20 protein-coding genes are annotated in these 23,828 nt (G+C 69.7%); 8 read left to right on the top strand and 12 right to left on the bottom strand.

Features of this window, described 5'->3' with window-relative positions:
- Window positions 1-308: 308 nt before the first annotated feature.
- The 4 genes from ACE3TA_RS04650 (at window position 309) to ACE3TA_RS04635 (ending at window position 3,250) form a co-directional block, all read left to right on the top strand.
- Window positions 309-743: a phasin family protein gene (locus ACE3TA_RS04650; RefSeq protein WP_374570938.1), complete on the top strand. Its 435-nt coding sequence runs from the start codon at window positions 309-311 to the stop codon at window positions 741-743.
- A 133-nt stretch (window positions 744-876) separates the two neighbouring features.
- On the top strand, window positions 877-1,338 hold the full coding sequence (locus tag ACE3TA_RS04645; protein WP_374570936.1) for a RidA family protein: 462 nt from the start codon (window positions 877-879) through the stop codon (window positions 1,336-1,338).
- Window positions 1,335-2,093 (top strand): glycerophosphodiester phosphodiesterase family protein, encoded by a 759-nt coding sequence (locus ACE3TA_RS04640; RefSeq protein ID WP_374570935.1) that lies wholly within the window; start codon window positions 1,335-1,337, stop codon window positions 2,091-2,093. The genes ACE3TA_RS04645 and ACE3TA_RS04640 overlap by 4 nt, the downstream gene beginning before the upstream one ends.
- A complete protein-coding gene (locus ACE3TA_RS04635) occupies window positions 2,090-3,250 on the top strand; it encodes a GNAT family N-acetyltransferase (protein ID WP_374570932.1) in 1,161 nt (386 codons plus the stop codon). Before ACE3TA_RS04640 ends, ACE3TA_RS04635 begins: the two co-directional genes overlap by 4 nt.
- Here ACE3TA_RS04635 and ACE3TA_RS04630 read toward each other — a convergent pair.
- Window positions 3,247-5,571: a TonB-dependent receptor gene (locus tag ACE3TA_RS04630; protein WP_374570929.1), complete on the bottom strand. Its 2,325-nt coding sequence runs from the start codon at window positions 5,569-5,571 to the stop codon at window positions 3,247-3,249. The two genes, ACE3TA_RS04635 and ACE3TA_RS04630, sit on opposite strands and share 4 nt — an antisense overlap.
- A 282-nt stretch (window positions 5,572-5,853) precedes the next feature.
- Between ACE3TA_RS04630 and ACE3TA_RS04625 the strand changes: the two genes are divergently transcribed.
- Complete coding sequence (locus ACE3TA_RS04625) at window positions 5,854-6,291, top strand: HIT family protein (protein WP_374570927.1); 438 nt, start codon at window positions 5,854-5,856, stop codon at window positions 6,289-6,291.
- A gap of 21 nt (window positions 6,292-6,312) precedes the next feature.
- Here ACE3TA_RS04625 and ACE3TA_RS04620 read toward each other — a convergent pair whose 3' ends face one another.
- From ACE3TA_RS04620 to ACE3TA_RS04595, 6 genes are all read right to left on the bottom strand, one after another.
- The gene (locus tag ACE3TA_RS04620; RefSeq protein WP_374570925.1) at window positions 6,313-8,409 is read right to left on the bottom strand and encodes a response regulator; all 2,097 of its coding nucleotides are present in this window, start codon (window positions 8,407-8,409) and stop codon (window positions 6,313-6,315) included.
- Between the two features lie 173 nt (window positions 8,410-8,582).
- Entirely contained in the window at window positions 8,583-10,904 is a 2,322-nt protein-coding gene (gene clpA, locus ACE3TA_RS04615) for an ATP-dependent Clp protease ATP-binding subunit ClpA (protein WP_374570922.1), read from the bottom strand.
- 10 nt (window positions 10,905-10,914) lie between these two features.
- On the bottom strand, window positions 10,915-11,244 hold the full coding sequence (gene clpS, locus ACE3TA_RS04610) for an ATP-dependent Clp protease adapter ClpS (RefSeq protein ID WP_374570920.1): 330 nt from the start codon (window positions 11,242-11,244) through the stop codon (window positions 10,915-10,917).
- Window positions 11,245-11,397: 153 nt separating this feature from the next.
- The gene (locus tag ACE3TA_RS04605; RefSeq protein ID WP_374570917.1) at window positions 11,398-12,666 is read right to left on the bottom strand and encodes a DNA polymerase IV; all 1,269 of its coding nucleotides are present in this window, start codon (window positions 12,664-12,666) and stop codon (window positions 11,398-11,400) included.
- On the bottom strand, window positions 12,663-13,562 hold the full coding sequence (locus tag ACE3TA_RS04600; protein WP_374570915.1) for an ROK family protein: 900 nt from the start codon (window positions 13,560-13,562) through the stop codon (window positions 12,663-12,665). Before ACE3TA_RS04600 ends, ACE3TA_RS04605 begins: the two co-directional genes overlap by 4 nt.
- Before the next feature lie 29 nt (window positions 13,563-13,591).
- A complete protein-coding gene (locus ACE3TA_RS04595; protein ID WP_374570912.1) occupies window positions 13,592-14,281 on the bottom strand; it encodes a hypothetical protein in 690 nt (229 codons plus the stop codon).
- A gap of 112 nt (window positions 14,282-14,393) precedes the next feature.
- On the opposite strand from ACE3TA_RS04595, the gene ACE3TA_RS04590 reads away from it, so the two are divergent.
- Genes ACE3TA_RS04590 through ACE3TA_RS04580 form a run of 3 tightly spaced genes read left to right on the top strand, consistent with a single transcriptional unit; the run spans window position 14,394 to window position 16,562 of the window.
- Window positions 14,394-14,759 carry a response regulator gene (locus ACE3TA_RS04590; protein ID WP_374570910.1) on the top strand — a complete coding sequence of 122 codons (366 nt, stop codon included), beginning with the start codon at window positions 14,394-14,396 and terminating at the stop codon, window positions 14,757-14,759.
- Between the two features lie 5 nt (window positions 14,760-14,764).
- Complete coding sequence (locus ACE3TA_RS04585) at window positions 14,765-16,129, top strand: PleD family two-component system response regulator (RefSeq protein WP_374570907.1); 1,365 nt, start codon at window positions 14,765-14,767, stop codon at window positions 16,127-16,129.
- Between the two features lie 58 nt (window positions 16,130-16,187).
- On the top strand, window positions 16,188-16,562 hold the full coding sequence (locus ACE3TA_RS04580) for a hypothetical protein (protein ID WP_374570904.1): 375 nt from the start codon (window positions 16,188-16,190) through the stop codon (window positions 16,560-16,562).
- A 68-nt stretch (window positions 16,563-16,630) separates the two neighbouring features.
- Here ACE3TA_RS04580 and rpmG read toward each other — a convergent pair whose 3' ends face one another.
- From rpmG to topA, 5 genes are all read right to left on the bottom strand, one after another.
- Window positions 16,631-16,798 (bottom strand): 50S ribosomal protein L33, encoded by a 168-nt coding sequence (rpmG, locus tag ACE3TA_RS04575; RefSeq protein WP_111529313.1) that lies wholly within the window; start codon window positions 16,796-16,798, stop codon window positions 16,631-16,633.
- Between the two features lie 119 nt (window positions 16,799-16,917).
- On the bottom strand, window positions 16,918-17,631 hold the full coding sequence (locus ACE3TA_RS04570) for an NUDIX domain-containing protein (RefSeq protein WP_374570900.1): 714 nt from the start codon (window positions 17,629-17,631) through the stop codon (window positions 16,918-16,920).
- A gap of 74 nt (window positions 17,632-17,705) precedes the next feature.
- On the bottom strand, window positions 17,706-20,006 hold the full coding sequence (gene rnr, locus ACE3TA_RS04565) for a ribonuclease R (RefSeq protein ID WP_374570898.1): 2,301 nt from the start codon (window positions 20,004-20,006) through the stop codon (window positions 17,706-17,708).
- 53 nt (window positions 20,007-20,059) lie between these two features.
- On the bottom strand, window positions 20,060-21,193 hold the full coding sequence (locus tag ACE3TA_RS04560) for an AAA family ATPase (protein ID WP_374570896.1): 1,134 nt from the start codon (window positions 21,191-21,193) through the stop codon (window positions 20,060-20,062).
- A gap of 9 nt (window positions 21,194-21,202) precedes the next feature.
- Complete coding sequence (gene topA / locus ACE3TA_RS04555; RefSeq protein WP_374570894.1) at window positions 21,203-23,803, bottom strand: type I DNA topoisomerase; 2,601 nt, start codon at window positions 23,801-23,803, stop codon at window positions 21,203-21,205.
- Between the last annotated feature and the right edge of the window lie 25 nt (window positions 23,804-23,828).

Genomic DNA, 23,828 nt, shown 5'->3' with positions numbered 1-23,828 from the left:
TGGCGGGCGTGTCCGAACATGGGCGTCGACCGTCGAATTAGAACGAGTTGCAGCGGCCCCCGAGCCACCGTTGAAGACCTTATCATGCTCCTCGCGCCGTTGCCCGATGGTAAACAGAGTTTGACGGCGCCGTTTTGTCGCGGACGCCTGCGATCACAACTCGCGTGATCGGCGATTGTGCAGTGCACAAAATTACTTGACTGCTGCACTGCAACATGGCATCAAAATGCCGGTGTAGCCGCATTGCACCTGCCCAGTCCCGATCGCGGCGTAAGCCGCTAGCCCCGCATTCACCAGGAGTCGCACCCATGGCCGCCGCCGAAGCGATGAAGACCACCGTCGAACAGTTCACCACCGCCAGCAACCAAGCCTTCAAGGACGCCGTCGAAAAGACGCTTGGCGCCCTGAACGACGCCAACAGCTATTCGAAGAGCAACCTGGAAGCGATGATCGCCTCGATCACCGCCGCCACCAAGGGCGTCGAAACCCTGGGCGCCCAGGCGATGGCCTTCTCCAAGAAGTCGGTGGAAGACCAAGTCGCCGCCGCCAAGTCGCTGGCCGGCGCGAAGAGCATTCAGGAAGTGATCGAGCTGCAGACGACCTTCGCCAAGGGCGCCCTGGAATCCTACATGGCCGAAGTCGGCAAGATGTCGGAAACCGTCGCCTCGTCGGTGAAGGACTCGATGAAGCCGATCAACGAGCGCGTCACGGCCGCCGTCGAGCGCCTGCAAGCCGCTCGCTGAGCGTAAGTAAGGACGTCAATTCCTCCCTGACGTCTGAGTGAGGCCCCGGACCGGCGACGGTCCGGGGCTTTCTCTTTGCCGGCATGTCTGCGGGCCGTTCACAGGATGGGGAACCCGCGCTAGACGGTAGGCCATGTCAAAGGTCGAAGAACGTCTCGCCGAGCTCGGGATCACCCTCCCGCAACCGGTCGCCCCCGTCGCCAACTACGTGCCGTTCGTGCGCGTAGGCTCGCTGGTCCACATCTCCGGCCAGGTGTCGCTCGACGCCTCCGGCGGGGTCCGCGGAATCATCGGCGAGGAGATCGACCTGGAGACCGCCAAGGGCGCCGCGCGCCTGTGCGGCGTGAACCTGCTGGCCCAGATGCGGGCCGCCGCCGACGGCGACCTCGACCGCGTGGCGCGGGTGGTCAAGCTGGGCGGCTTCGTCCAGGCCGGCCCCGGCTTCTTCGAGATTCCCCAGGTGGTGAACGGCGCGTCCGACCTGATGGTCGAGGCTTTCGGCGACGCCGGCCGGCACGCCCGTTCGGCGGTCGGGGTCTATCGCCTGCCGATGAACTTCTCCGTCGAGGTCGATGCGGTGGTGGAGCTTTCGTGAACGCGCGATTCGGCGAGGCCTGGGATCTTCTGTTCCACCCGCCGGTGGCGCACCGGGGGCTGTGGACCAAGGACGGCGCGCCGGAAAATTCCCTGGCGGCCTTCCAGGCGGCCTGCGCGGCCGGCTACGGCATCGAGCTGGACGTCCAGCTCTCCGCCGACGGCGAGGCCATGGTCTTCCATGACAGCCGGCTGAAGCGGATGACCGGCGCCGAGGGCCGCCTGGGCGACTACACCGCGGCCGAGCTCTCCGAACTGCGCCTGGCCGGCTCCGACGAGCGCATTCCCACCCTGCTGGAGACCCTGGCGCTGGTCGGCCGCAGGGCCATGATCCACGCCGAGCTGAAGACGCCCTACGGCCAGGTCGGCCCGCTGGAGCAGCGAGTCCACGACCTGCTGATCGACCATGCCGGCCCGGTCTGCGTGATCGGCTTCAATCCCTATTCGCACGCCTGGTTCGCCGAGCGGTTCCCGGGCGTGCTGCGCGGGCTGGACAGTTACAGCTATTCCGGCGCGATCAAGCCGCCCGAGCACCTCTCCGAGGAGCAGCGCCAGGCGTTCGCGCGGCTGGAGCACGTGGAGATCGCCCGGCCGCACTTCCTGGCGCTCCACATCGACATGCTGCCGGACGAGCGGGCGGCGGCGTTTCGGGCCGGCGGCATGCCGGTGGTCGGCTGGACCGTGCGCGAGCCCGCACAGTGGGAGGCCGTGCGCGAGCATTGCGACAACCTGATCTTCGAGGGCTTCGCGGCGTGAGCCTGAAGCCGGCGGTCAGTATCCACCGCCGCATCGCCGAAATCGGCCGCGAGGCCTGGGACGCCTGCGCCGGCAATCCCGACTACGCCGGCAATCCGTTCGTCAGCTACGACTTCCTGGACATCCTGGAGGAGGCCGGCTGCGCCGTGGAGCGCACCGGCTGGGGGCCGCAGCACCTGGCGGTGGCCGACGAGGAGGGCCGCGTCGGCGCGGTCGCGCCGCTCTATCTGAAGTCCCACAGCCAGGGCGAATACATCTTCGACCACGCCTGGGCCGACGCCTATGAGCGGGCAGGGGGGCGCTACTATCCCAAGCTGCTGGCGGCCGTGCCGTTCACGCCGGCCACCGGCCCGCGCCTGATGTCGCGTCCGGACGTGGATGTCGACGAGGCCCGGCGCATGCTGCTGGGCGGGGCGCTCACCGTGTGCGAGCGCTTTGGCGCCTCCTCGCTGCACGTGAACTTCCCCACCGAGGACGAGTGGGTGTGGATGGGCGAGCAGGGGCTCTCCCTGCGCCAGGGCCAGCAGTACCACTGGCTGAACGCGGGCTACCGCGACTTCGAGGACTTCCTGGGCGCGCTGTCCTCGGGGCGGCGCAAGACGATCCGGCGCGAGCGGCGCGACGCCCAGGCCGGCCTGGAGATCCTGGCGCTGACGGGCGAGGATCTGACCGAGGACTGCTGGGACGCCTTCTTCGCCTTCTACATGGACACCGGCTCGCGCAAGTGGGGCCGGCCCTATCTGAACCGCCTGTTCTTCTCGCTGCTGGGCGAGCGGATGGCCGACCGCGTGTTGCTGGTCATGGCCCGCCGGGGCGGCCGCTGGATCGCCGGCGCCCTCAACCTGATCGGCGAGGATTGCCTCTACGGGCGCAACTGGGGCTGCGTCGAGGACGTGCCCTTCCTGCACTTCGAGCTCTGCTACTACCAGGCCATCGAATGGGCGATCGCGCGGGGCCTGCAGCGTGTGGAGGCCGGCGCCCAGGGCCAGCACAAGATCGCCCGCGGCTACCTGCCGGTCGCCGTTCGCTCGGCCCACTATATCGCCGATCCGGCCCTGCGCGGGCCCGTTCACCGCTTCGTCGAGCAGGAACGGGCCGCGGTCGAGGGCGAGATGGAATGGCTCGCCGACGAGTATTCGCCCTTCAGGAAGGACTAGTACCTCATCGACAGGCTGAGGCCGTAGTAGCGCGGCTCGCCGTCGATGAAGGTGGCCATGCCGAAGGCGTCGCCGGTGTTGCCGGCGTCCTTGATGTAGTCCTGGTCCAGCGCGTTGGTGACGAACGCCTCGACCTTCCACGGCGCCTTGTCGCGCTGATAGGCGACCCGCAGGTTCAGGAGGCCGTAGGCCTTCTGCACCTCGTCCTGGATCTTATCGAGCGACTGGAACTGCGGCAGGTCGTTGTTGCTGTCGAAGAACACCTTCGACTGCCAGGTGTAGGTCGGCGTGAAGCTCAGCTCGCCGCCGGCCACGTGCACCGAGGCCTGCACGCCCAGCGACAGGGAGTGGTCCGGCGACAGGCGGAAGCTGTTGCCCTTGAAAAGGCCGTTGCCGAAGCGGGCGTGGTTGTAGCTGTAGGTGGCGAACACCTCGATCGCGCGGATCGGCTTGTAGACCAGTTGGCCCTCGAAGCCGGTCGCGTCGGCCTCGCCGGCGTTGGCGCTGATGATCTGCCCGGCGTCGTTGATCACCGAGGTTTGGAAATTCGAGTAGCTGTAGTGATAGATCGAGCCTTCCAGCGCCAGGCGGCGATCGAAGAGCTCGCTCTTGGCGCCCACCTCGTAGGAATCCACCTCCTCGGCCGGCAGTTCGGTGAAGGTCACGTCGCCGCCGGGCGTCGTCGGCGAGCCGACGGAGAGCACCTTGGGCCGGCGGCCGCGCGCGTACGACGCATAAAGGCTGACGTGCTCGCTCGCGGCGTAGCGGGCGACCAGGCGGTAGGTCAGGCCGGAATCGGACAGATCCTTGGAGATCACCGCGCCGCCGGCCGTGGGCTGCACGAACAGGCCGCGCGCCACCGTCGGCGTGCTGGTCAGGGTCGAGCCGCCGTTCACCAGGACGGCGCTGTAGCCGCTGGTCTTGTCCTCGGTGCTGTAGCGCAGGCCCGCGGTCAGCTCGAGCTTGTCGGTGACCTTGAAGGTCATGTCGGCGAAGGCGTCGTAGGCGGTGGTCTCGCCGTAGTTGGCGTAGGTCTCGCGGTGGGCCGACTTCAGCGCCGCCGGGGCCAGCGCCTCGATCACCGGCAGAGACAGGCCCACCGGCGGCTTCAGCACGCCGGCGGCGTACAGCGCGTAGATCTTCTCGTTGAACTGCAGCGGCACGGTCTGCGAGCCGTCTTCGTGGAAGTAGCTGACGCCGCCGAAGGCGGTGACGCGGCCGCCCGCGTCGTAGTTCAGCCGGAACTCCTGGCTCGTCTGATTGCCCACCGCGTCCTCGGCGAAGACGAACAGCGGCAGGGAGAAGCCGTCCGGGTCGAACACCTCCAGGCTGTCGAACTCGCGATAGGCGCTGATCGACGACAGGGTGAGGGCGTCGTTGATGACGTAGGTCGCCAGGCCCGTCACACCCCAGACCGAACGGTCCAGGCCCAGGTCCTTGCCGCCCAGGAAGCCGCCGCCGGCCGACAGCGCCGCGCCGGAATAGCGGCTGAGGTCGCCGATCACCGCGCCGGTCGTCGGGTCGGTGGGCAGAAAGGTGAGCGACTTGAAGGACGTGCCCGAGGGGCTGTCCTGCTCGTAGTTGGCGATCAGGTCGGCGTTGAAGCGGTCGTTCGGCCGCCACTTCAGGGCCACGCGGAAGGCCTGGGTGTCGGTGGAGTTGAAGTCCTTGCCGCCCAGCAGGTTCTTCACGAAGCCGTCGCGGGCCTTCAGCCGCCCGGCGAAGCGGATGGCGAAGGTGTCGCCCACCGGCAGGTTCAGCATGCCCTCGAACATGCGGTAGTCGTAGTTGCCGACCTCGACCCGCGAGCGCGCCGCCAGCTTCGACGGATCGGCCTTGGCCTGGACGAGGTTCACCGCGCCGATCAGGGCGCCGCGGCCGTAGAGCGTCGATTGCGGACCCTTGGCGATCTCCACCCGGTCCAGGTCGAACAGCTCGATGTAGGACCCGCGCGACTTGGAGATCGACACCCCGTCCTGGAACACCGACACGCGCGGCTCGTTGGTCGCCTCGCCGGAATCGGAGGTGATGCCGCGCATCACGAAGCCGGGGTTGTTCGGCGACTGGTTCTGCACCTCGAAGCCGGGCACGTAGAGCGACAGCTCCTCGAACTCCTGCACGCCGATGCGGTCGAGCGCGTCTTCGTTGTAGGCCGTAATGGCGATCGGCACGTCCAGCGTCTTCTGTTCGCGCTTCTGGGCCGTGACGATCAGTTCCTCGATCTGGGCGTCGACGCCGCCCGCGTCGTCAGCCCACGCCGTCCCAGCCGAAGCCATGGCCGACGCGCAGGCGCCGGCCAGCAGCCAAAATCTCATCTTCATCACAGGTCCCCCTACTTGTGGTCGCGGCGCTGTATGGATCGGGGGTGACTGTTCGACGACGGTTTGGCGAAAACCCCATGAATCGTCTGTCTTTATCCGGCCCGCCAAAAACGCCGCGCGCACAACTAGAAATTTTGGACGAAGTGTCGGTTTGGACGGTGCGTTGAAGACCGGATTTGACGCTCAGGATGCACGCTCGCCGGCGGCCGTCAGCATGCACGGCCCGCGTTCCCCCCTCCCGGGGGATTTGATAGGACGGTCGCCGCCATCAGGGAGCAGGACATGAGCTTGGACGGGACCTACGACGACGACAACACCTTCGCCAAGATCCTGCGCGGCGAGATCCCGTGCGCGCGGGTGTTCGAGGATGAGCACGTCTTCTCCTTCATGGACGTCTTTCCCCAGTCGCGCGGCCACACGCTGGTGATTCCCAAGCACACCCGCGCGCGCAACCTGCTGGAGGAGGAGCCGGAGCGCCTGAGCCACCTGATCCTGGGCGTCCAGCGGGTGACGCGCGCCGTGCGCGCCGCGCTCGAGCCCGACGGCATCATGGTCAGCCAGTTCAACGGCGCGGTCTCCGGCCAGACCATCTACCACCTGCATGTCCACATCATCCCGCGCTGGGAGGGCGTGCCGCTCGGCCGTCATGCCGGCGGCGGCATGGCCGACATGGACGAGCTGAAGGCCCTGGCCGAACAGATCTCCGACAAGATCGCCTAGGGCCGCGCCGCCGCTCGCGGTTCAGGCGCTGCGGCGTCCGCCGCGCAGCAGGCGCAGCGCCTTTTCGATCATCTCTTCCTGGCGGATCGGCTTGGCCAGGTGGTCGTTCATGCCGCCCGCCAGGCAGCGCTCCACGTCCTCGGGCATGGCCGCCGCGGTCATGGCGATGATCGGCAGCGTCTCTTTCTGCGCCCCCATGGCCCGGATCGCCCGGCAGGCCTGGATGCCGTCCATGCCGGGCATGTGGATGTCCATGAACACCAGGTCGTAGGCGTCGTCGCGCACCGCCTCGATGGCGGCGGTCGCGCTGTCGACGGTGCTCGTCTCGAAGCCGGCCTCGATCAGCATGAGCGCGGCCACTTCGCGATTGATCGGATGATCGTCGACGACCAGCACGCGCGTGCCGCCGAAGCGGGCGGCGGCCGTACCGGCGTGCTGCTCGACGGGGCTCGCCGACGGCTGCGGCGCCGGCGGGAAGCTCGCCTCGAACAGGAACTCCGAGCCTTCCCCCTCCAGGCTGGTCAGGACGAGCCGCCCGCCCATCGCCTCGGCCAGGGACTTGGAGATGGCCAGGCCCAGGCCGGCGCCTTCGAAGTTGCGCGTGCTGCTGGCGTCGGCCTGGACGAAGGGCTGGAAGATCACCTGCAGCTTGTCCGCCGCCACCCCGGGCCCGGTGTCGCGCACCGAAAAGCGCACGCGGACCGGCCCGCCGTCCGCCGGCTCGTGCGTCGCCACCGACAGGTCGATGCGGCCGGCCTGGGTGAACTTCACCGCGTTGCTCAGCAGGTTGAGCAGGATCTGGGCGATGCGCCGCTCGTCGCCGATCAGCCGCCGCCGCGCGCCGTCGTCGACATGCACGCCGAACTTGATCGGCCGGCCTTCCAGCACCGGCCGGATCATGTCGGCCGTCCGCGCGGCGACGTCGGCGGGGCAGAACGGCGCATCGACCGGCAGCGAGGTGCCCGCCTCGCCGCGCGAGAAGTCCAGGACGTCGTTGATCAGCGCCAGCAGCACGTCGGCCGAGGCCTGCATGGTGTTGATCTGGTGGCGTGCGGCGGGCGGCAGGTCCTTGCGCGCCGCCAGCAGTTGGGCGTGGCCGGCGATGCCGTTGAGCGGGGTGCGCATCTCGTGGCTCATCACCGCCAGGAAGCGCGTCTTCGCCCCGGCGGCGTGTTCGGCGTCCCGGCGCGCGCGGCGGGCCTGGGCCAGGGCGTTCATGAGCCGCGTCTCGGCCCGCGCGCGCTGCGCCAGCAGGCTCGACAGGGCCAGGGCCGAGAACAGGGTGCAGGCCACATAGGCCTGCATCAGCAGCACGCCGGTCGAGGGATCGGCCTGTTCCACCGAAGCGAAGGGGCCGGAGCCGGCGACCGTCGCGGCGGCCGAGATGAAGGCGACCAGCAGCACGCTCAGGGTCGCGTAGGGCGGACTGACCCGCGTCACCGTGATCAGGCCCAGCGGAAACAGGATGAAGGCGATGGGCAGGGCGTTCTGGCTGAACACCGCGATGCTCGCCGCGCCCATCAGCGCCAGCCAGGCGGTCCGCTCGAGCGGGCTGGCCAGGCCGCCCGCGTCGTGCCGGCGGAACCTGGCCAGGGTCAGCACGGCGGGGGCGGCGATCATCATGCCCAGGAAGTCGCCCAGCGCCCAGACGCGCCACAGGTGGGCGAAGGCCGCCCCGCCCATCAGGTAGTGCGAGACCGCCGCGCCGATCGAGCCGACGAGAATCGAGGCGGGCAGGGCGGCGCACAGGGCCAGGTTGCGCAGCCGCCGCAGGTCGGTCATGTCGAGCGCCGCGCCGCAATAGCGCCGGATCAGCACCGCCGCGAGGAACGCCTCGGTGAAGTCGCAGGCCGCCATGAGCACCGCCCGCTGTGGCGGCGCGCCGCTGGCGAACGAGCTGACGAGGTCGATGGCGAGATAGCAGGCGGCCAGCGGCAAGGCCTGCCGCGCGGGCAGCAGCAGCAGGGTCGCCGCCAGGATGCCGTTGCCCACCCAGAAGACCGCCAGGCCGTTGGTGCCGAGCGCCCAGAACGTCGCCAGCGCCGTGGCGGCGGCGTAGGTGAGCAGCAGGCCGGCCGGCAGCAGCGGCGAGCGCCGGGCCTGTGCGTTTCGGAACAATCGTGTTCGGGCCATTGTCGGAGGCCGTCGGTTCGGCCTGGATCGCCCCTGCCGGTCATGCGGACCTTGGCAGGGCCGGCGGGCTGCGTCGAGTCGCCGCGCGGCGGGCGCCGCGCGATCCGTCGTCCAGGCGGAGGTCGGCGTTGGCCCCGGCGCGAGCCGGGGCCGCCGGATCAGTCGGCCAGTTCCGCGGCGTTCTCGGCCGCGGGATCCTCGATGACCGGGGCGCCGGGCTCGCGCTCGTCGTCCTCGATCTCGAAGGCCAGCTTGCCGTCCTTGAGCACCACCTTGACGTGGCCGCCCTTGACCAGCCGGCCGAACAGAATCTCGTCGGCCAGGGGCTTCTTGATGTTCTCCTGGATGACCCGGGCCAGCGGCCGGGCGCCATAGAGTTCATCGAAGCCGTTCTTGGCCAGCCAGTCGGTGGCTTCGTCCGACGCCTCGATGGTGACGTGGCGGTCGGCCAGTTGCGCCTCAAGCTGCATGACGAACTTCTGCACCACCTGCCGGATGATCTCCGGCGTCAGGGCGCGGAAGGCGACGATGGCGTCCAGACGGTTGCGGAACTCCGGCGTGAAGACGCGCTTGATCGCTTCCTCGGCCTCGTGATCGGCCTTGCCGCGGCCGAAGCCGATGGAGTTGCGCTGGGCGTCGGCGGCCCCCGCGTTGGTGGTCATGATCAGGACCACGTTGCGGAAGTCGATCTTCTTGCCGTTGGAGTCGGTGAGCTGGCCGTGGTCCATCACCTGCAGGAGGATGTTGTAGACGTCCGGGTGCGCCTTTTCGATCTCGTCGAGCAGAACCACGGCGTGCGGGTGCTGGTCGACGGCGTCGGTCAAGAGGCCGCCCTGGTCGAAGCCCACGTATCCGGGAGGCGCGCCGATCAGGCGGCTCACGGTGTGGCGCTCCATGTACTCGCTCATGTCGAAGCGCAGCAGCTCGATGCCCAGCGTCGAGGCCAGTTGCCGCGCCGTCTCGGTCTTGCCGGTGCCGGTGGGGCCCGAGAACAGGTAGCAGCCGATCGGCTTGTTCGCGTCGCGCAGGCCCGCGCGGGCCATCTTCATGGCCGCCGAGAGCTGCTCGATCGCGTCGTCCTGGCCGTAGACCGCCCGCTTCAGGTCGGTTTCGAGCTGACGTAGCGCCTCGGTGTCGGACTTGGAGACCGACTTGGGCGGGATGCGCGCGATCTTGGCGACCACGGCCTCCACTTCCTTCACGCCGATCGTCTTCTTCCGCTTGGTCTCGGGCAGCAGCATCTGGCTGGCGCCGGCCTCGTCGATGATGTCGATCGCCTTGTCGGGCAGCTTGCGGTCGGTGATGTACTTGGCCGACAGCTCCACCGCCGCCTTGATGGCGTCGTTGGTGTAGCGGAGCTTGTGGAAGTCCTCGTAGTAGCTCTTCAGCCCCTTGAGGATCTTGATCGTGTCCTCGATCGTCGGCTCGTTCACGTCGATCTTCTGGAACCGGCGCACCAGGGCGCGGTCCTTCTCGAAGTGCTGGCGGAACTCCTTGTAGGTGGTCGAGCCCATGCACCGCAGGGTGCCGGAGGCCAGGGCCGGCTTGAGCAGGTTGGAGGCGTCCATCGCCCCGCCGCTGGTCGCGCCGGCGCCGATCACCGTGTGGATCTCGTCGATGAACAGGATCGCGTCGGGGTGGTTCTCCAGCTCCTTGACGACCTGCTTCACGCGCTCCTCGAAGTCGCCGCGATAGCGGGTGCCGGCCAGCAGCGCGCCCATGTCCAGCGAGAAGATGGTCGAGCCGGCCAGGACGTCGGGGACCTGGTTGTTGACGATCTTGCGCGCCAGGCCCTCGGCGATGGCGGTCTTGCCGACGCCGGGATCGCCCACCAGGAGCGGGTTGTTCTTGGTGCGCCGGCACAGGATCTGGATGCAGCGCTCCACCTCGGCCGACCGCCCGATCAAGGGGTCGACCTTGCCCTGCTTGGCCTTCTCGTTGAGGTTGATGCAGTAGGCTTCGAGCGCTTCGCCGCCGGTCTTCACCGAGGGCTTTTCCTCGTCCTCGGAGCCCTTCACGGCCTTGGCCTCGGAGGCGCCGGCCTTCTTGGCGATGCCGTGGGCGATGTAGTTGACCGCGTCGTAGCGGGTCATGTCCTGCTCTTGCAGGAAGTAGGCGGCGTGGCTCTCCCGTTCGGAGAAGATGGCCACCAGCACGTTGGCGCCGGTCACTTCCTCGCGGCCGGACGATTGCACGTGGATCACCGCGCGCTGGATCACGCGCTGGAAGCCCGCCGTGGGCTTGGCGTCCTCGCCGTCGTCGACGACCAGCGAGCGCAGCTCATTGTCCACGTAGTTGGTGAGCGTGGTGCGCAGCGCGCCCAGGTCCACGTCGCAGGCGCGCATCACGCCGGCGGCGTCCTCGTCGTCGATCAACGACAGCAGCAGGTGCTCGAGCGTGGCGTACTCGTGCTTACGCTGGTTCGCGTAGGCGACGGCGCGGTGCAGGGACTCTTCTAGGGGGCGCGAAAACGAGGGCAATCTAGGCCTCTCAATCCTTTTCCATGGTGCATTGAAGGGGATGTTGATGCCGGCGGGCGGTATCAACCACCTGAGCTACTTTCGTTTCCGCCACCTCATATGTGAACACGCCGCACACGCCGACCCCATGTTGGTGGACATGCAGCATGATCCGCGTCGCGTCTTCGCGCGACTTGTTGAAGTACTGCTCAAGCACGTACACGACGAATTCCATCGGCGTGTAATCGTCGTTCAGCAACAGAACGCGATACATCGACGGCTTCTGCGTCTTCGGCTTGGTCTGAGTGACAACCGCCGATCTGACGCCTGTCGCCTGATCACCTTGCTTGCGCTCGGCCATCGAACGGGTCTCCTGGCTGGGCGTTCGCCCCGCCTCGTTGGAATTAGATATGGAAATAAGTCGGTATTGGAAGGGTCGAAATCGTCGCGAGGGCGTAGACCACCGTTCCGTGATCGTTTTTAGCACACCCGTAAAGGAATGAGCCAACCGCGCTCAATCGCTGAATCGAGCCTTTGCGCGCAAAGCGCGGCCCGAAGTGAGGGCGTCCGAGCCGAATCGAGCGCGAATCGAGTCCATCGTCCGCTCCCCGGCCAGGGCGCGGCGCTCGTCGCCCGCGAAGAAGTCGCCTTCCACCGCCTCCGCATCGACCAGTTCGGTCACCCCGACCCCGATCAGGCGCCATCGCCGGCCGGTCGCCTCGCCGGCCAGCAGCTCGCGCGCGACCGAGAACAGGGTCTTGGCGGTCTGGGTCGGCACGGGCAGGGCCCGGCGGCGGGTGACCGTCTTGAAGTCGTCGGTCTTCAGCTTCAGCGTCACCACCCGGCCGGCCACGCCCGCCGCCCGCGCCTGGCGGGCGACCTTGTCGCAGAGCGGCGCGAGCTTGTCCTCCAGGTCGCTTGGCCGGCTCAGGTCCTCGTTGAAGGTGGTCTCCGAGCTGATCGCCTTGCGCGCCTGGTCCGGGTCCACCGGCCGCGTGTCGCGCCCGTGCGCCAGGGCGTGCAGGCGAAGGCCGTGCGCGCCGAAGAGCTCGCCCAGCCGCTTGGCCTCGGCCCGCGCCAGGTCGCCCACGGTGAAGAGCCCGGCCCCGTTGAGCGACTTGACCATCGCCGGGCCGACGCCGGGCAGGATGTTCACCGGGCGCGGCGCCAGGAACGCCTGCGCCTCCGCCGCGCCGATCACTGAAAAGCCCCGCGGCTTGTCCAGGTCCGAAGCGATCTTCGCCAGGAACTTGTTGGGCGCCAGGCCGATGGAGACGGTGATGCCGATCTGCGCCTCGATGCGCGCCTGCAGCCGGGCGAGCGTCAGGGCCGGCGGCGCGCCGTGCAGCCGCTCGGTGCCCGACAGGTCCATCCAGGCCTCGTCCAGCGACAGCGGCTGCACCAGCGGCGTCAGCTCGGCCATCAGCGCCATGATCCGCTTGCTCTCGGCGCGGTACTTGGGAAAGTCCGGCTTGATGACCACGGCGTGCGGGCAGGCGCGCAGCGCCTGGAACATCGGCATGGCCGAACGCACGCCCGAGATCCGGGCGATGTAGCAGCAGGTGGTCACCACCCCGCGCTTGCCGCCGCCGACGATCACCGCCTGGTCGCGCAGCTCGGGCCGGTCTCTCTTCTCCACCGAGGCGTAGAAGGCGTCGCAGTCCATGTGCGCGATGGAGAGCCGGCCCAGCTCCTCGTGGACCACCATGCGCGGCGATCCGCAGGCCGCGCACCGCCTGGCCGGCTCGCCCACATGGAAGCAGTCGCGGCAGAACGCCCTCACGGCGCGGCCTCCAGCGGCCAGAGCCAGGCCGCCCCGCGCACGCCCGAGGAATCGCCGTGCAGCGCCGGGCGGACCGTCACCTCGCAGGCGTCGGTGAAGACGTGCGGGGCGATCGCGTCGGGCAGGCGCTCATAGAGCGCGGAGACGTTGGACATGCCGCCGCCCAGCACCACCATGTCCGGGTCGATCACGTCGACGATCACCGCCAGCCCGCGCGCCAGGCGCTCGACGTAGCGGTCCAGCGCGGCGGCGGCGGCCGCGTCGCCGTGTCCGGCGCGTTCGACAACCTCCAGGGCCGTCAGCCCCGCGCCGTGGTCTCGCGCCAGGCCGGGCCCGGAGACCCACAGCTCCAGGCAGCCCCGCCGCCCGCACCAGCAGGCCGGCCCCGGATGCTCGGCGTCCGAGGGCCAGGGCAGGGGCATGTGGCCCCATTCGCCGGCCACGGCGCTGCGTCCCTCCACGAGCCGGCCGTCCACGGCGATCCCGGCGCCGCAGCCGGTGCCCAGGATCGCGGCGAACACCACCCGTGCGCCCCGACCCGCGCCGTCCGTCGCCTCCGACAGCGCCAGGCAGTTGGCGTCGTTGGCGTAGCGCACCGGCCGGCCCAGCGCGCGGGCCAGGTCCGCCGGGAACGGGCGGCCGTTGAGCTGGGTGGAGTTGGCGTTGCGCATCAGCCCGCTCGCGGGGGAGGGCGAGCCCGGTCCGCCGACGCCCACCGCCGTGGCGCGCGCGCCGGCCTGCCGCTCGGCCTCGTCCACCAGGCCGCGCACGGCCTCCAGCCCCTCGTCGTAGCCGGGCGGCGTCGGCGCGCGGACCCGCGCGAGAAAGCGGCCCTGGGCGTCCAGGGCCGCCGCCTCGATCTTGGTGCCGCCGAAATCCACGCCGATGCGGATCATGCGACTCTATATACTCGATTTGTTCCGTTTCAGGCGGCGTCGCGTGCGCCGCGCCGCAGGGTTTCGGCCACGGCCTCGGAAAGCTCGGGCCACTGGTCGATCCGCGTGTGCCGCTCTGGCGCGCTGGGCGCCAGGTCGCGCAGGCGCTGGTCGGCGACCATCTGGAAGCGCGCCACCTGCGGCGCGGCCTCGGCCACCGAATCCAGATTGGGAATCAGGTCGTCGATGAAGGCGGACGGCCCGTGGATTTGGCGCACCAGCGCCGAGGCGAGCGGCCCCTTGGGCCCGCTGTTCAGGATCAGCGGATAGTCCAGGCCGTGCCGGCCGAGCCAGCGCGAGCGGGCGAGCCTGGCCTGCGCCGGGGCGTTCGAGAGGATGAGCACGCCGGCCTGCCGGGCCAGGTCGGCCAGCGCCCGGGCCGCGCCCGGGGCGGGCTCCATGTCGCCGGCGCCGTAGCGGAAGAAATCGTCGTAGTGCCGCTTGCCCTCGGCGATATCCAGGTGCTCGGTCTCCCCGGGGCGGTAGATGTTCTGGAACAGCGCGAAGCGATCGACCCGGAATTCCAGGCCGCGCTCCTCCAGGAACCTGCCGAAGCCCTCCATGAACAGGCCCAGCACCTCGTCCACGTCGACGATCACCAGCGGGCGCTGCGGATCCAGGCCGAGGGTGGCGATGTCCGGGGCCCGGGCGTCCGGGGCGGGTGCGGCGAGGTGTGCCAATGCAGGTCCTTTGCGGCTAACGCTGGTTTAAGGATATCCGTGCGATCAAACCGAATGAAGGTGGGGCCGGCGCTCGATTCGCCGCCCGATCATAAGCATCGTCGGGACGACAATGGCCAAGAAGGTCCTCATCGTCGAGGATAACGAGCTGAACATGAAGCTCTTTCATGATCTGCTCGACGCCCAGGGCTACGTGACCCTGCAAACCCGCGAGGGGCTGCAGGCGCTCGCGCTGGCTCGCGAGCATCGTCCGGACCTGATCCTCATGGATATTCAGCTTCCTGAGATCTCGGGCCTCGAAGTCACCAAGTGGCTCAAGGAAGACGAGCAGCTCGCCAGCATTCCGGTCGTCGCCGTGACGGCTTTCGCCATGAAGGGCGATGAAGAGCGCATCCGCGAAGGCGGGTGCGAAGCCTATATCTCCAAGCCGATCTCGGTCTCGCATTTCCTGGACACCATCCGCCGCTTGCTGGGCTAGCCGTCATGTCCGCCCGTATCCTCGTCGTCGACGACATCGAAGCCAACGTCCGGCTGCTGGAGGCCAAGCTGACGGCGGAGTACTACGAGGTGCTCACGGCCTACGACGGTCCCACCGCGCTCGCCCTGGCGGCGAAGGAAAAGCCCGACATCGTCCTCCTGGACGTGATGATGCCGGGCATGGACGGCTTCCAGGTCTGCCGCCGGCTGAAGGACGATCCGGAGACGCGGCACGTGCCCGTGGTGCTGGTCACCGCCCTCGACGGCCGCGCCGACCGCATCGCCGGCCTGGAGGCCGGCGCCGACGAGTTCCTGACCAAGCCGATCGACGACGTCATGCTGTTCGCCCGCGTGCGCAGCCTGACCCGCCTGAAGATGGTGATCGACGAGCTGCGCGAGCGCGAGGCTTCGGGCCGCCGCATGGGCGTGATCGCCGGCGCGGCCTCGCGCCTGGGCGGCTCGGGCGGGCGGGTGCTGATCGTCGACGACAACGAGCGCCAGGCCCAGCGCGTCTCCTCCGAGCTGGCGGTCGAGCACCGCCCGGTGATCGAGAGCGACGTCGACAAGGCCCTGCTCACCGCCCGCGGGCCGGTGGACCTGGTGATCGTCAACGCCACGGCGCGCAGCTTCGACGGCCTGCGTTTCGCCGCCCAGCTTCGCACCGACGAGGCCACGCGCCACCTGCCGGTGCTGGCCGTCGTCGACTTCGACGAGCGTCCGCGCCTGGTCAAGGCGCTGGAGATCGGCGTCAACGACCTTCTGGCCAAGCCGATCGACCCGCAGGAGCTGGCCGCCCGCGCGCGCACCCAGATCCGGCGCAAGCGCTACACCGACTATCTGCGCGACAACCTCGACCAGTCGCTGGAGCTGGCCGTCACCGACCAGCTCACCGGCCTGCACAACCGCCGCTACATGACCGGCCAGCTCGAGGCCCTGGTGCGCCGGGCGACCCACGGCGGCGATCCGGTCGCGTGCCTGCTGATCGACATCGACCACTTCAAGAAGATCAACGACGGCTACGGCCACGACGTGGGCGACGAGGTGCTGCGCGAGTTCGCCGTGCGCCTGGCCTCCAACGTGCGCGCCATCGACCTGCCGTGCCGCTACGGCGGCGAGGAATTCGTGGTGGTCATGCCCGACACGCGCCTGTCCGACGCCGAGCGCATCGCCGAACGCATCCGGCTGCACGTGGCCGGCTCGCCCTTCCGGGTGATGGGCGGCGCAGAGCTGCTCACCGTGACCATCTCCATCGGCGTGGCCGCCACCTCCGGCCCGACCGACCGCCCCGAGGCGCTGCTCAAGCGCGCCGACGAGGGCGTCTACGAGGCCAAGGCCGCCGGCCGCAACCGCGTGGTGGCCCGCGCGGCCTGAGTCGCGCCCCACAGCCAGAAGTGGTGTAGGCTCCTCCTTCCGAAGGGAGGGTGGAGAAGTGCTGAGAATTTCAGCTTGGACCGCGGTGGTCTTCGGCCTTGCGCTAGGCGTTCTCGAGGTCGTGAGAAACTGGGGCGATTGGGAGTGGTGGCCCTTCTGGGTCGTCGACTACGTCGCCGCCGCACTCCTTGTCGCTGGGGGCATGTTCACCATTCGCCGCCGAACGAGCCACGTTCTTACGGCCGGATGGGGCTTTACCTGCGCGATGTTCTGGATGTCGTTCTTCGGCCACTACAAGGGCGTTCTGGAAGCTGGGTCGGCTGCCGGCGGCCGCGAACTGCGCCTGACGTGGATCATCGGAGTGATGTTCGCCATCACTCTGTTCGGGTTGAGCGCTTCGTTGACGGCGCGAAGCGGCGATAGGCGAGCTTGAGCCAAAAAGAAAAACGCCCGGTCCTGCGACCGGGCGTCTTCCTGTCTGGGTAATCGGGCGCTAGGCGCTTACTTGATCTTGCCTTCGCGGAATTCGACGTGCTTGCGCGCGATCGGGTCGTACTTCTTCAGCACGAGCTTGTCGGTCTTGGTGCGCGCGTTCTTCTTGGTCACGTAGAAGAAGCCGGTGTCCGCCGACGAATTCAGGCGGATCTTGATGGAAGCGGGCTTCGCCATGGTCGGTCCTCGCGGGGCCGGCGAAGCGGATCGCGCCGGCGGATGTTCGAAAGAGCCGCGGACAATACGAATCGCGGCCGCAAAGTCAATGCGCAGGGCGTTCTTTGAGCGCCGCGGCGCTACAGGTGGGTCTGCGTGAACTGCTCGCCCCGGCGGAACCGCGCGAACGGTTTGGGGCGGTCAGGGTCCTCCAGGCGCAGAACGGTCTCCTTGACCACCGTGCGCGTGATGGTCGGCAGGTTCAGGCCGAGCGCCTCGTCGAAGTCCACCCAGGCGATCTCCTCCAGCTCGCCGCAGTCGGCCTGGCGCTCCAGGCTCATCAGGTCCTCGGCGCTCGCCATCAGGAACCAGGTGTCGAAGCGTTTGGCCACCATCGGCGGGGTGATCGCGCGGGCCACGATGTCCAGGGCGGAGAGATCGGGCAGGGCGCCCTGGCCAATGAAATCGCGCCAAGGCCCCGACGCGGGCCGTGGCGGCGCCGGCTTGGCCAGCAGCAGGCCGGCCTCCTCGAAGGTCTCGCGGATCGCCGCGAGCGCCAGCGCGCGTCCGCGCGGGCCCTTGCGGTGCGCCTCGAACATGGCCGCGACCTCGGGCTTCAGGTCGGTGGCGTGCGGCGCGCGGAAGTCGGAGCGGTCGACCCGGCCGCCGGGAAACACCCAGGCGTTGGGCATGAAGCTGTGGCCGCCGTGGCGCTTGCCCATCAGCACGCGGGGCTTGGGCCCGTCGCGCCGGACGATGAGCAGGGTGGCCGCGTCGCGCGGGCGGACGGCGCGGACGCCGGGTTGGCGGATCGGCCCCTCAGGGGCGCGCTTGGCGATCACGGTGTCGGTCATGAAACAAGTGTATGACCCCGCCGCGCCCGCTGGGAAGGCTGCCCTAGCGTCACCCTGGCCGGCGGCTTCCGCCGTCAGCGCCGCTTGCCGCGCCGCACGCCCTTGGGCGGTCCGCCCCGGCGGCTCTCGACCCGCCGCCGCACGCCCAGGCGCGGGCGCGGCGCGGTGGCGTCGGGCGCGGCCGGCTCGCTCAGCATTTCGAAGAGCAGCCCGCCGGTGAGCGGCGTCGCCTCGCGCAGGCGCACCTCCACCGGCATGCCCAGCGGCCAGCGCGCTCCGGTGCGCTCGCCCACCAGCGCGTGGGCCCGGTCGTCGTGGATGAAGAACTCCCCGCCCAGGTTGGAGACGGGCACGAGGCCGTCGGCCCCGGTGTCGTCCAGCCGCACGAACAGGCCGAATCGCGTGACCCCGGTGATGCGCCCGGCGAACTCGGCGCCCACCCGGTCGGCCAGGAAGCTCGCCACATAGCGGTCGGTGGCGTCCCGCTCGGCCGCCATCGCCCGGCGCTCGGCGTGCGTGATCACTTCGGCGGTGTCCTTCATCTGCGCGATGTCGCGCTCGGTCAGGCCGTCGTCGCCCAGGCCGAGCGCCCGGATCAGCGCCCGGTGCACGATCAGGTCGGCGTAGCGGCGGATCGGCGAGGTGAAGTGCGCGTAGCGCATCAGGTTCAGCCCGAAGTGGCCGATGTTCTCGGTGGAATAGTGCGCCTGCATCTGCGTGCGCAGCACCACCTCGTTGACGATGTCGGCGTGCGGGCCGCCCCGGGTCATCTCCAGGAGGCGGTTGAAACGGTCGGTGCGGACGTTCTCGCCCTTGCTCCAGGCGATGCCCAAGGTGCCCAGGAACTCGCCCAGGGACTGCAGCTTCTCCTGGCTCGGCGCGTCGTGCACCCGGTAGATCAGCGGCGTCTTCTTGGCCTCCAGGCTCTCGGCGGCGCACACGTTGGCCTGGATCATCATCTCCTCGATCAGGCGATGGGCCTCCAGCGAGGCGCGCGGAGTGATCGAGGCGACCTCGCCGTCGGCGCCGATGACGATCTTGCGCTCCAGGCTCTCGATGGCCAGCGGCGAGCGGGCGTCGCGGCCCTTCTTCATGGTCTCGTAGGCCGCCCACAGGGGCTTCAGGATCGGCTCCAGCAGGGGCCCCGTGGTCTCGTCCGGCGTCCCGTCGATCGCCGCCTGGGCCTGCTCGTAGGCGAGCTTGGCGGCCGAGCGCATCAGGCCGCGCACGAAGCGGTGCGAGCGCTTGCGCCCGTCCGCGCCGAACACCATGCGCACCGCCACGCAGGCGCGGGCCTCGCCATAGCGCAGCGAGCACAGGCCGTTGGACAGCACCTCCGGCAGCATCGGCTCCACCCGGTCGGGGAAGTAGACGCTGTTGCCCTTGTCCCGCGCGGTGCGGTCCAGCGCCGAGCCGGAGCGGACGTAGGCGGCCACGTCGGCGATGGCGACCCAGACGATCCAGCCGCCGGGGTTTTTCGGATCGTCGTCGGCCTGGGCGTAGACGGCGTCGTCGTGGTCGCGGGCGTCGGCCGGGTCGATGGTGATCAGCGGCGTGTCGCGCAGGTCCTCGCGGCCGGACAGCGTCGGCGGCTCGGCCGCCCCGGCCTCCTGCTCGGCCTCGGCCGGAAAGCCGGTCGGGATGCCGTGGGCGTAGATGGCGATCAGCGAGGCCGCCCGCGGCTGGTCCTCGCGGCCGACGACTTCCAGGAGCTTGCCCATGTGCGGGCCATAGCGGCGGTGGGCGGTCCCCACCTGGGCCACCACCAGGTCGCCGTCCTTCAGCTCGCGGGCCTCGTGCTCGGGCAGCACCAGGCTTTCCTTGCTGCGCCGGTCCACCGGCTCGACGCGGACCTCCCGGCGGCCCTTGCGGATCACCCCCAGGACGCGGTGTGCGCTCTGGCCCAGGCGCTTGATCAGCCGCGCCTCGGTCTCGCCAGTCTCCAGGGTCTCGAAGCGCACCAGCAGGCGGTCGCCCAGCCCCGGCGCGCCGGCCGCGGCCTCGCGCCGGTCGGGGGCCAGGCGCACCAGAGGCGCGTCCTCCGCCTTGGCGAGCTGCACCAGGAGTTCGCCGTCCGGATCGCGCTCCACCACGTCGACCACGCCGACGGGGGGCAGGGCGCCGGATTCGGCGAAGCCCTTGCGTCCACGCTTGCCGAGCCGCCCGCTCTCCTCCAGCTCGCGCAGCATCACCCGCAGCGCCTTGCGGTCGGCGCCCTTCAGGCCGAAGGCGCGGGCGATCTCGGCCTTGTCGGTCTCGCCGGCGTCGCGGATGAAGGCGATCAGGGTGTCGCGGTCCGGCAAGCCCTGCGGCGGGCGCGCGGCGGCCTTCTTGGCGAAGCGGTCGGACTTCGGCGTGCGGGGCGGTCTGGCCATCGCGCTCTCTTAGCGCGGAATGCGGACGGACGGGCGGGTGAAATGCGGCCGCTTCAGTCGTCCTCGTCGCGGAAGGTCCGCATCAGGGTCAACCCCTGCACCGTCGTGCCGCCGCCGTCCTTCACCACCGTGCGCACTGCCCCCTCGCCGGAGCGGGCGATCACGTCGGCCAGGCGCTGCGAATGGGTCACCAGCCAGACCTGGGTGCGCCGGGCGGCCTCGACGATCATTTCGCCGAGCGGCTCCATCAGGTCCGGGTGCAGGCTGGTCTCCGGCTCGTTGAGCGCGACGAACGGCGGCAGGCGATAGGCCATCAGCGCGCCGGCCAGGGCCAGGAAGCGCAGCGTCCCGTCGGAAAGCTCCGAAGCGTCGAACGGCCGATGCGGAAAGTCGGGCGAGGCCAGGGCGAAGCGCGCCTCGGCCCCAGCTTCGCAGACGAGCCGCGATCCTGGGAACGCCCGTTCGACCGCCTGGTCCAGGGCGGCGGTGTCCTGGCGGATCTCGGCCAGGGTGGCGAACACCGCGGCGAGGTTGGAGCCGTCCGCCGCCAGGGTCGGCGAGGCGACTGCGACGCAGGGCCGGCGCAGCGGCGAGGCCGGGTCGGTGCGCAGGTCGTGGTAGAAGCGCCATTCGAGCAGGGTGCGGCGCACCAGGTCCAGCTCGGGATGGCTGGCCGGGTCTTCCAGCCGGCCGAGGATGGTCTCGGAGGGCAGCACGTCGATGTCCAGGTCGACCGGCCGGCCGGAGCTGTGGCGCACCATCACCGAGGCGCCCTTGCGGTCCACCAGCCGATGGGCTCTGGTCCCGGTCACGTAGCTCAGGGTCTCGCCCTTGACCTGGGGCTCCTCGGGGAACGCGCCGGCGGTCGGCGGCGGATAGCCGACGCGGGCCTCATAGCGGAACACGCCCGCCTTGCCCGGCGCGGCGAGATCTATCGAGAGCTCGAGCCCCCTCGGCTCGTCCTTGCGCCGCGGGCCGGCCCACAGGGCTGCACGCAGACCTTCGGCGGCGAGCTCGCGTCCCAGGGTGTTGGCGGCGGCGGCGCGCGCCAGCGACAGCGCGCGGAACAGGTTCGACTTGCCGACGCCGTTGGCGCCGACGAACACGTCGAGCTGGGACACCGGATAGGAGATCCGGCGAAGCGAGCGGTAGCCTCTGACCGTGAAGCCTTTCAGGGCCAGCGCCATAGCCTCGCCTCAGGCGCCGGCCGCTTTTTTCGCCGGCGCCTTCTTGGCCTTCGGCGCGGCCTTGGCCTTGGCGGGCGCCTTGGCCTTCGCCGCCTTGGCCGGCTTCTTCTTGCCGTTCCCGGCCTTGGCCTCGCGCTCGGCGAGCAGCTTGACCGCCTCGTCCAGGGTCAGCTCCTGCGGATCGGAGCCCTTGGGCACGTTGGCGTTGGTCGAGCCGTGCTTGATGTAGGGGCCGTAGCGGCCGGAGAGCACGCGCACGGGCTGGCCGTCGCCGGGGTGGGCGCCCAGCTCCTTCAGCGCCGCGGCCTCGCCGCGCCGGCCCTTGCCGCCGGCCCGCTTCTGCGCGAGCAGGTCGACCGCCCGGTTGAGCCCCACCTCGAACACCTCGTCCACGTTCTCGAGGTTGGCGTAGGTGCCGTTGTGCTGCACGAACGGGCCGTAGCGGCCGATGCCGGCCAGGATCATCCCGCCGTCTTCCGGGTGCGCGCCCACCTCGCGCGGCAGGCGCAGGAGGCGCAGGCCCTTCTCCAGGTCCATCGCCGCCGCCGGCCAGGCTTTGGGCAGGCTGGCGCGCTTGGGTTTCTCGCCCTCGCCAAGCTGCACGTAGGGGCCGAACCGGCCGGCCTTCAGGAAGACGGTCATCCCCGTCTCCGGATCGACGCCCAGCTCGCGGTCGCCGCTCGCCGCCTCGGCCTCCTCGCCCTCGGGCACGGCCAGCGGGCGGGTGTAGCGGCATTCCGGATAGTTGGAGCAGCCGACGAAGGCGCCGAACTTGCCGGTCTTCAGCGACAGCCGCCCGGTTCCGCAGGTCGGGCAGACACGCGGGTCCACGCCGTCGCCCTTGTCGGGGAAGATGTGCGGGCCGAGCGCCTCGTTCAGCGCCTCCAGCACGTTGGTCACGCGCAGCTCGGCGATCTCGCCCACCGCGCCGTGGAAGTCGTTCCAGAACTCCCGCAGCAGCGTCTTCCAGTCGAGGTCGCCGGCCGAGACCTGGTCGAGCTTCTCCTCCAGGTCGGCGGTGAAGTCGTATTCGACGTACTTCTTGAAGAACTCCTCCAGGAAGGCCGTCACCAGCCGGCCCTTGTCCTCGGGCACGAAGCGGTTCTTGTCCATGCGCACATAGGCGCGGTCGCGCAGCACGGTCAGGATCGAGGCGTAGGTCGAGGGCCGGCCGATGCCCAGCTCCTCCATCTTCTTGACCAGGCTCGCTTCCGAATAGCGCGGCGGCGGCTCGGTGAAGTGCTGGTCGGCCCGGGCGGCGAGCACCTTGGCGTCGGCGCCCTCGCGCACCACCGGCAGGCGGCCGCCTTCCTCGTCCTCGGCGTCGTCGCGGCCTTCCTCGTAGACGGCCAGGTAGCCGTCGAACAGCACCACTTGTCCGGTGGCCCTTAGGCCCGTCTGGCCGTCGGCGCTCTCCAGCTCGATGGTGGTGCGCTCGATGCGCGCGGCCTCCATCTGCGAGGCGATCATGCGCTTCCAGACCAGCTCGTAGAGCCGGCCAAGGTCCGAATCCAGCCGCAGGGAGCCGGGATTGCGCGCCAGGCTGGTCGGGCGGATCGCCTCGTGCGCTTCCTGGGCGTTCTTGGCCTTGGTCTTGTAGATGCGTCCGCTCTCGGGGACGTACTCCTTGCCGTAGATCCCGCCGATCACCTGGCGGGCCTCCTCGATCGCCTCGGGGGCCGACTGGATGCCGTCGGTCCGCATGTAGGTGATCAGGCCGACGGTCTCGCCGCCGATGTCGACGCCCTCGTAGAGCTTCTGGGCGGCCTGCATGGTGCGCTGGGCCGAGAAGCCGAGCTTGCGCGCGGCCTCCTGCTGCAGGGTTGAGGTGGTGAAGGGCGGCGGCGGCGAGCGCCGGCCGGGCTTCTTCTCCACCGAGGCGACGCGGAACTCGGCCGCCTTCACCGCCGCCTGCGCCGCCTGGGCCGAGGCCTCGCTGCCCAGGTCGAACTTGGTCAGCCGCTTGCCCTGGTGCTTGACCAGGCGCGCCAGGAACGGGTCGGCGCCGGCCGAGACGTCGGCCTCGACGGTCCAGTACTCCTGGGTCTTGAACCGCTCGATCTCGATCTCGCGGTCGACGATCAGGCGCAGCGCCACCGACTGCACGCGCCCGGCCGAGCGCGAGCCCGGCAGCTTGCGCCAGAGCACCGGCGACAGGGTGAAGCCCACCAGATAGTCCAGGGCGCGGCGGGCCAGGTAGGCGTCCACCAGCTCCATGTCGATCTGGCGCGGATGCTTCATCGCCTCGGTGACGGCGGTCTTGGTGATGGCGTTGAACACCACCCGCTCGACCTTGGCGGTCTTCAGCGCGCGTTTCTTCTGCAGCACCTCCAGCACGTGCCAGGAGATGGCCTCGCCCTCGCGGTCGGGGTCGGTGGCCAGAATCAGCCGGTCGGCGTTCTTCGCCGCCTCGGCGATGTCGCTCAGCCGCTTGGCCGACTTGGCGTCCACGTCCCAGGACATGGCGAAGTCCTCGTCGGGACGCACCGAGCCGTCCTTGGCCGGCAGGTCGCGGACATGGCCGTACGAGGCCAGGACGGTGAAGTCCGAGCCCAGGTATTTGTTGATGGTCTTGGCCTTGGCCGGGCTTTCGACGACGACGACGTTCATGCGCGATCTTTGGAGCGGTCCGCGG

Source organism: Phenylobacterium sp., from assembly GCF_041916435.1.
GTDB lineage: Bacteria > Pseudomonadota > Alphaproteobacteria > Caulobacterales > Caulobacteraceae > Phenylobacterium.
Note: the sequence above shows the minus strand (reverse complement) of the source record. Positions and strands in the feature narration are given on the sequence as shown.

Coding starts and splice junctions, on each gene's coding strand:
- ACE3TA_RS04650 (WP_374570938.1), top strand. CDS start 309: ATGGCCGCCGCCGAAGCGATGAAGACCACCGTCGAACAGTTCACCACC.
- ACE3TA_RS04645 (WP_374570936.1), top strand. CDS start 877: ATGTCAAAGGTCGAAGAACGTCTCGCCGAGCTCGGGATCACCCTCCCG.
- ACE3TA_RS04630 (WP_374570929.1), bottom strand. CDS start 5,571: ATGAAGATGAGATTTTGGCTGCTGGCCGGCGCCTGCGCGTCGGCCATG.
- ACE3TA_RS04625 (WP_374570927.1), top strand. CDS start 5,854: ATGAGCTTGGACGGGACCTACGACGACGACAACACCTTCGCCAAGATC.
- clpS (WP_374570920.1), bottom strand. CDS start 11,244: ATGGCCGAGCGCAAGCAAGGTGATCAGGCGACAGGCGTCAGATCGGCG.
- ACE3TA_RS04600 (WP_374570915.1), bottom strand. CDS start 13,562: ATGATCCGCATCGGCGTGGATTTCGGCGGCACCAAGATCGAGGCGGCG.
- ACE3TA_RS04590 (WP_374570910.1), top strand. CDS start 14,394: ATGGCCAAGAAGGTCCTCATCGTCGAGGATAACGAGCTGAACATGAAG.
- ACE3TA_RS04585 (WP_374570907.1), top strand. CDS start 14,765: ATGTCCGCCCGTATCCTCGTCGTCGACGACATCGAAGCCAACGTCCGG.
- rpmG (WP_111529313.1), bottom strand. CDS start 16,798: ATGGCGAAGCCCGCTTCCATCAAGATCCGCCTGAATTCGTCGGCGGAC.
- ACE3TA_RS04570 (WP_374570900.1), bottom strand. CDS start 17,631: ATGACCGACACCGTGATCGCCAAGCGCGCCCCTGAGGGGCCGATCCGC.
- rnr (WP_374570898.1), bottom strand. CDS start 20,006: ATGGCCAGACCGCCCCGCACGCCGAAGTCCGACCGCTTCGCCAAGAAG.
- ACE3TA_RS04560 (WP_374570896.1), bottom strand. CDS start 21,193: ATGGCGCTGGCCCTGAAAGGCTTCACGGTCAGAGGCTACCGCTCGCTT.
- topA (WP_374570894.1), bottom strand. CDS start 23,803: ATGAACGTCGTCGTCGTCGAAAGCCCGGCCAAGGCCAAGACCATCAAC.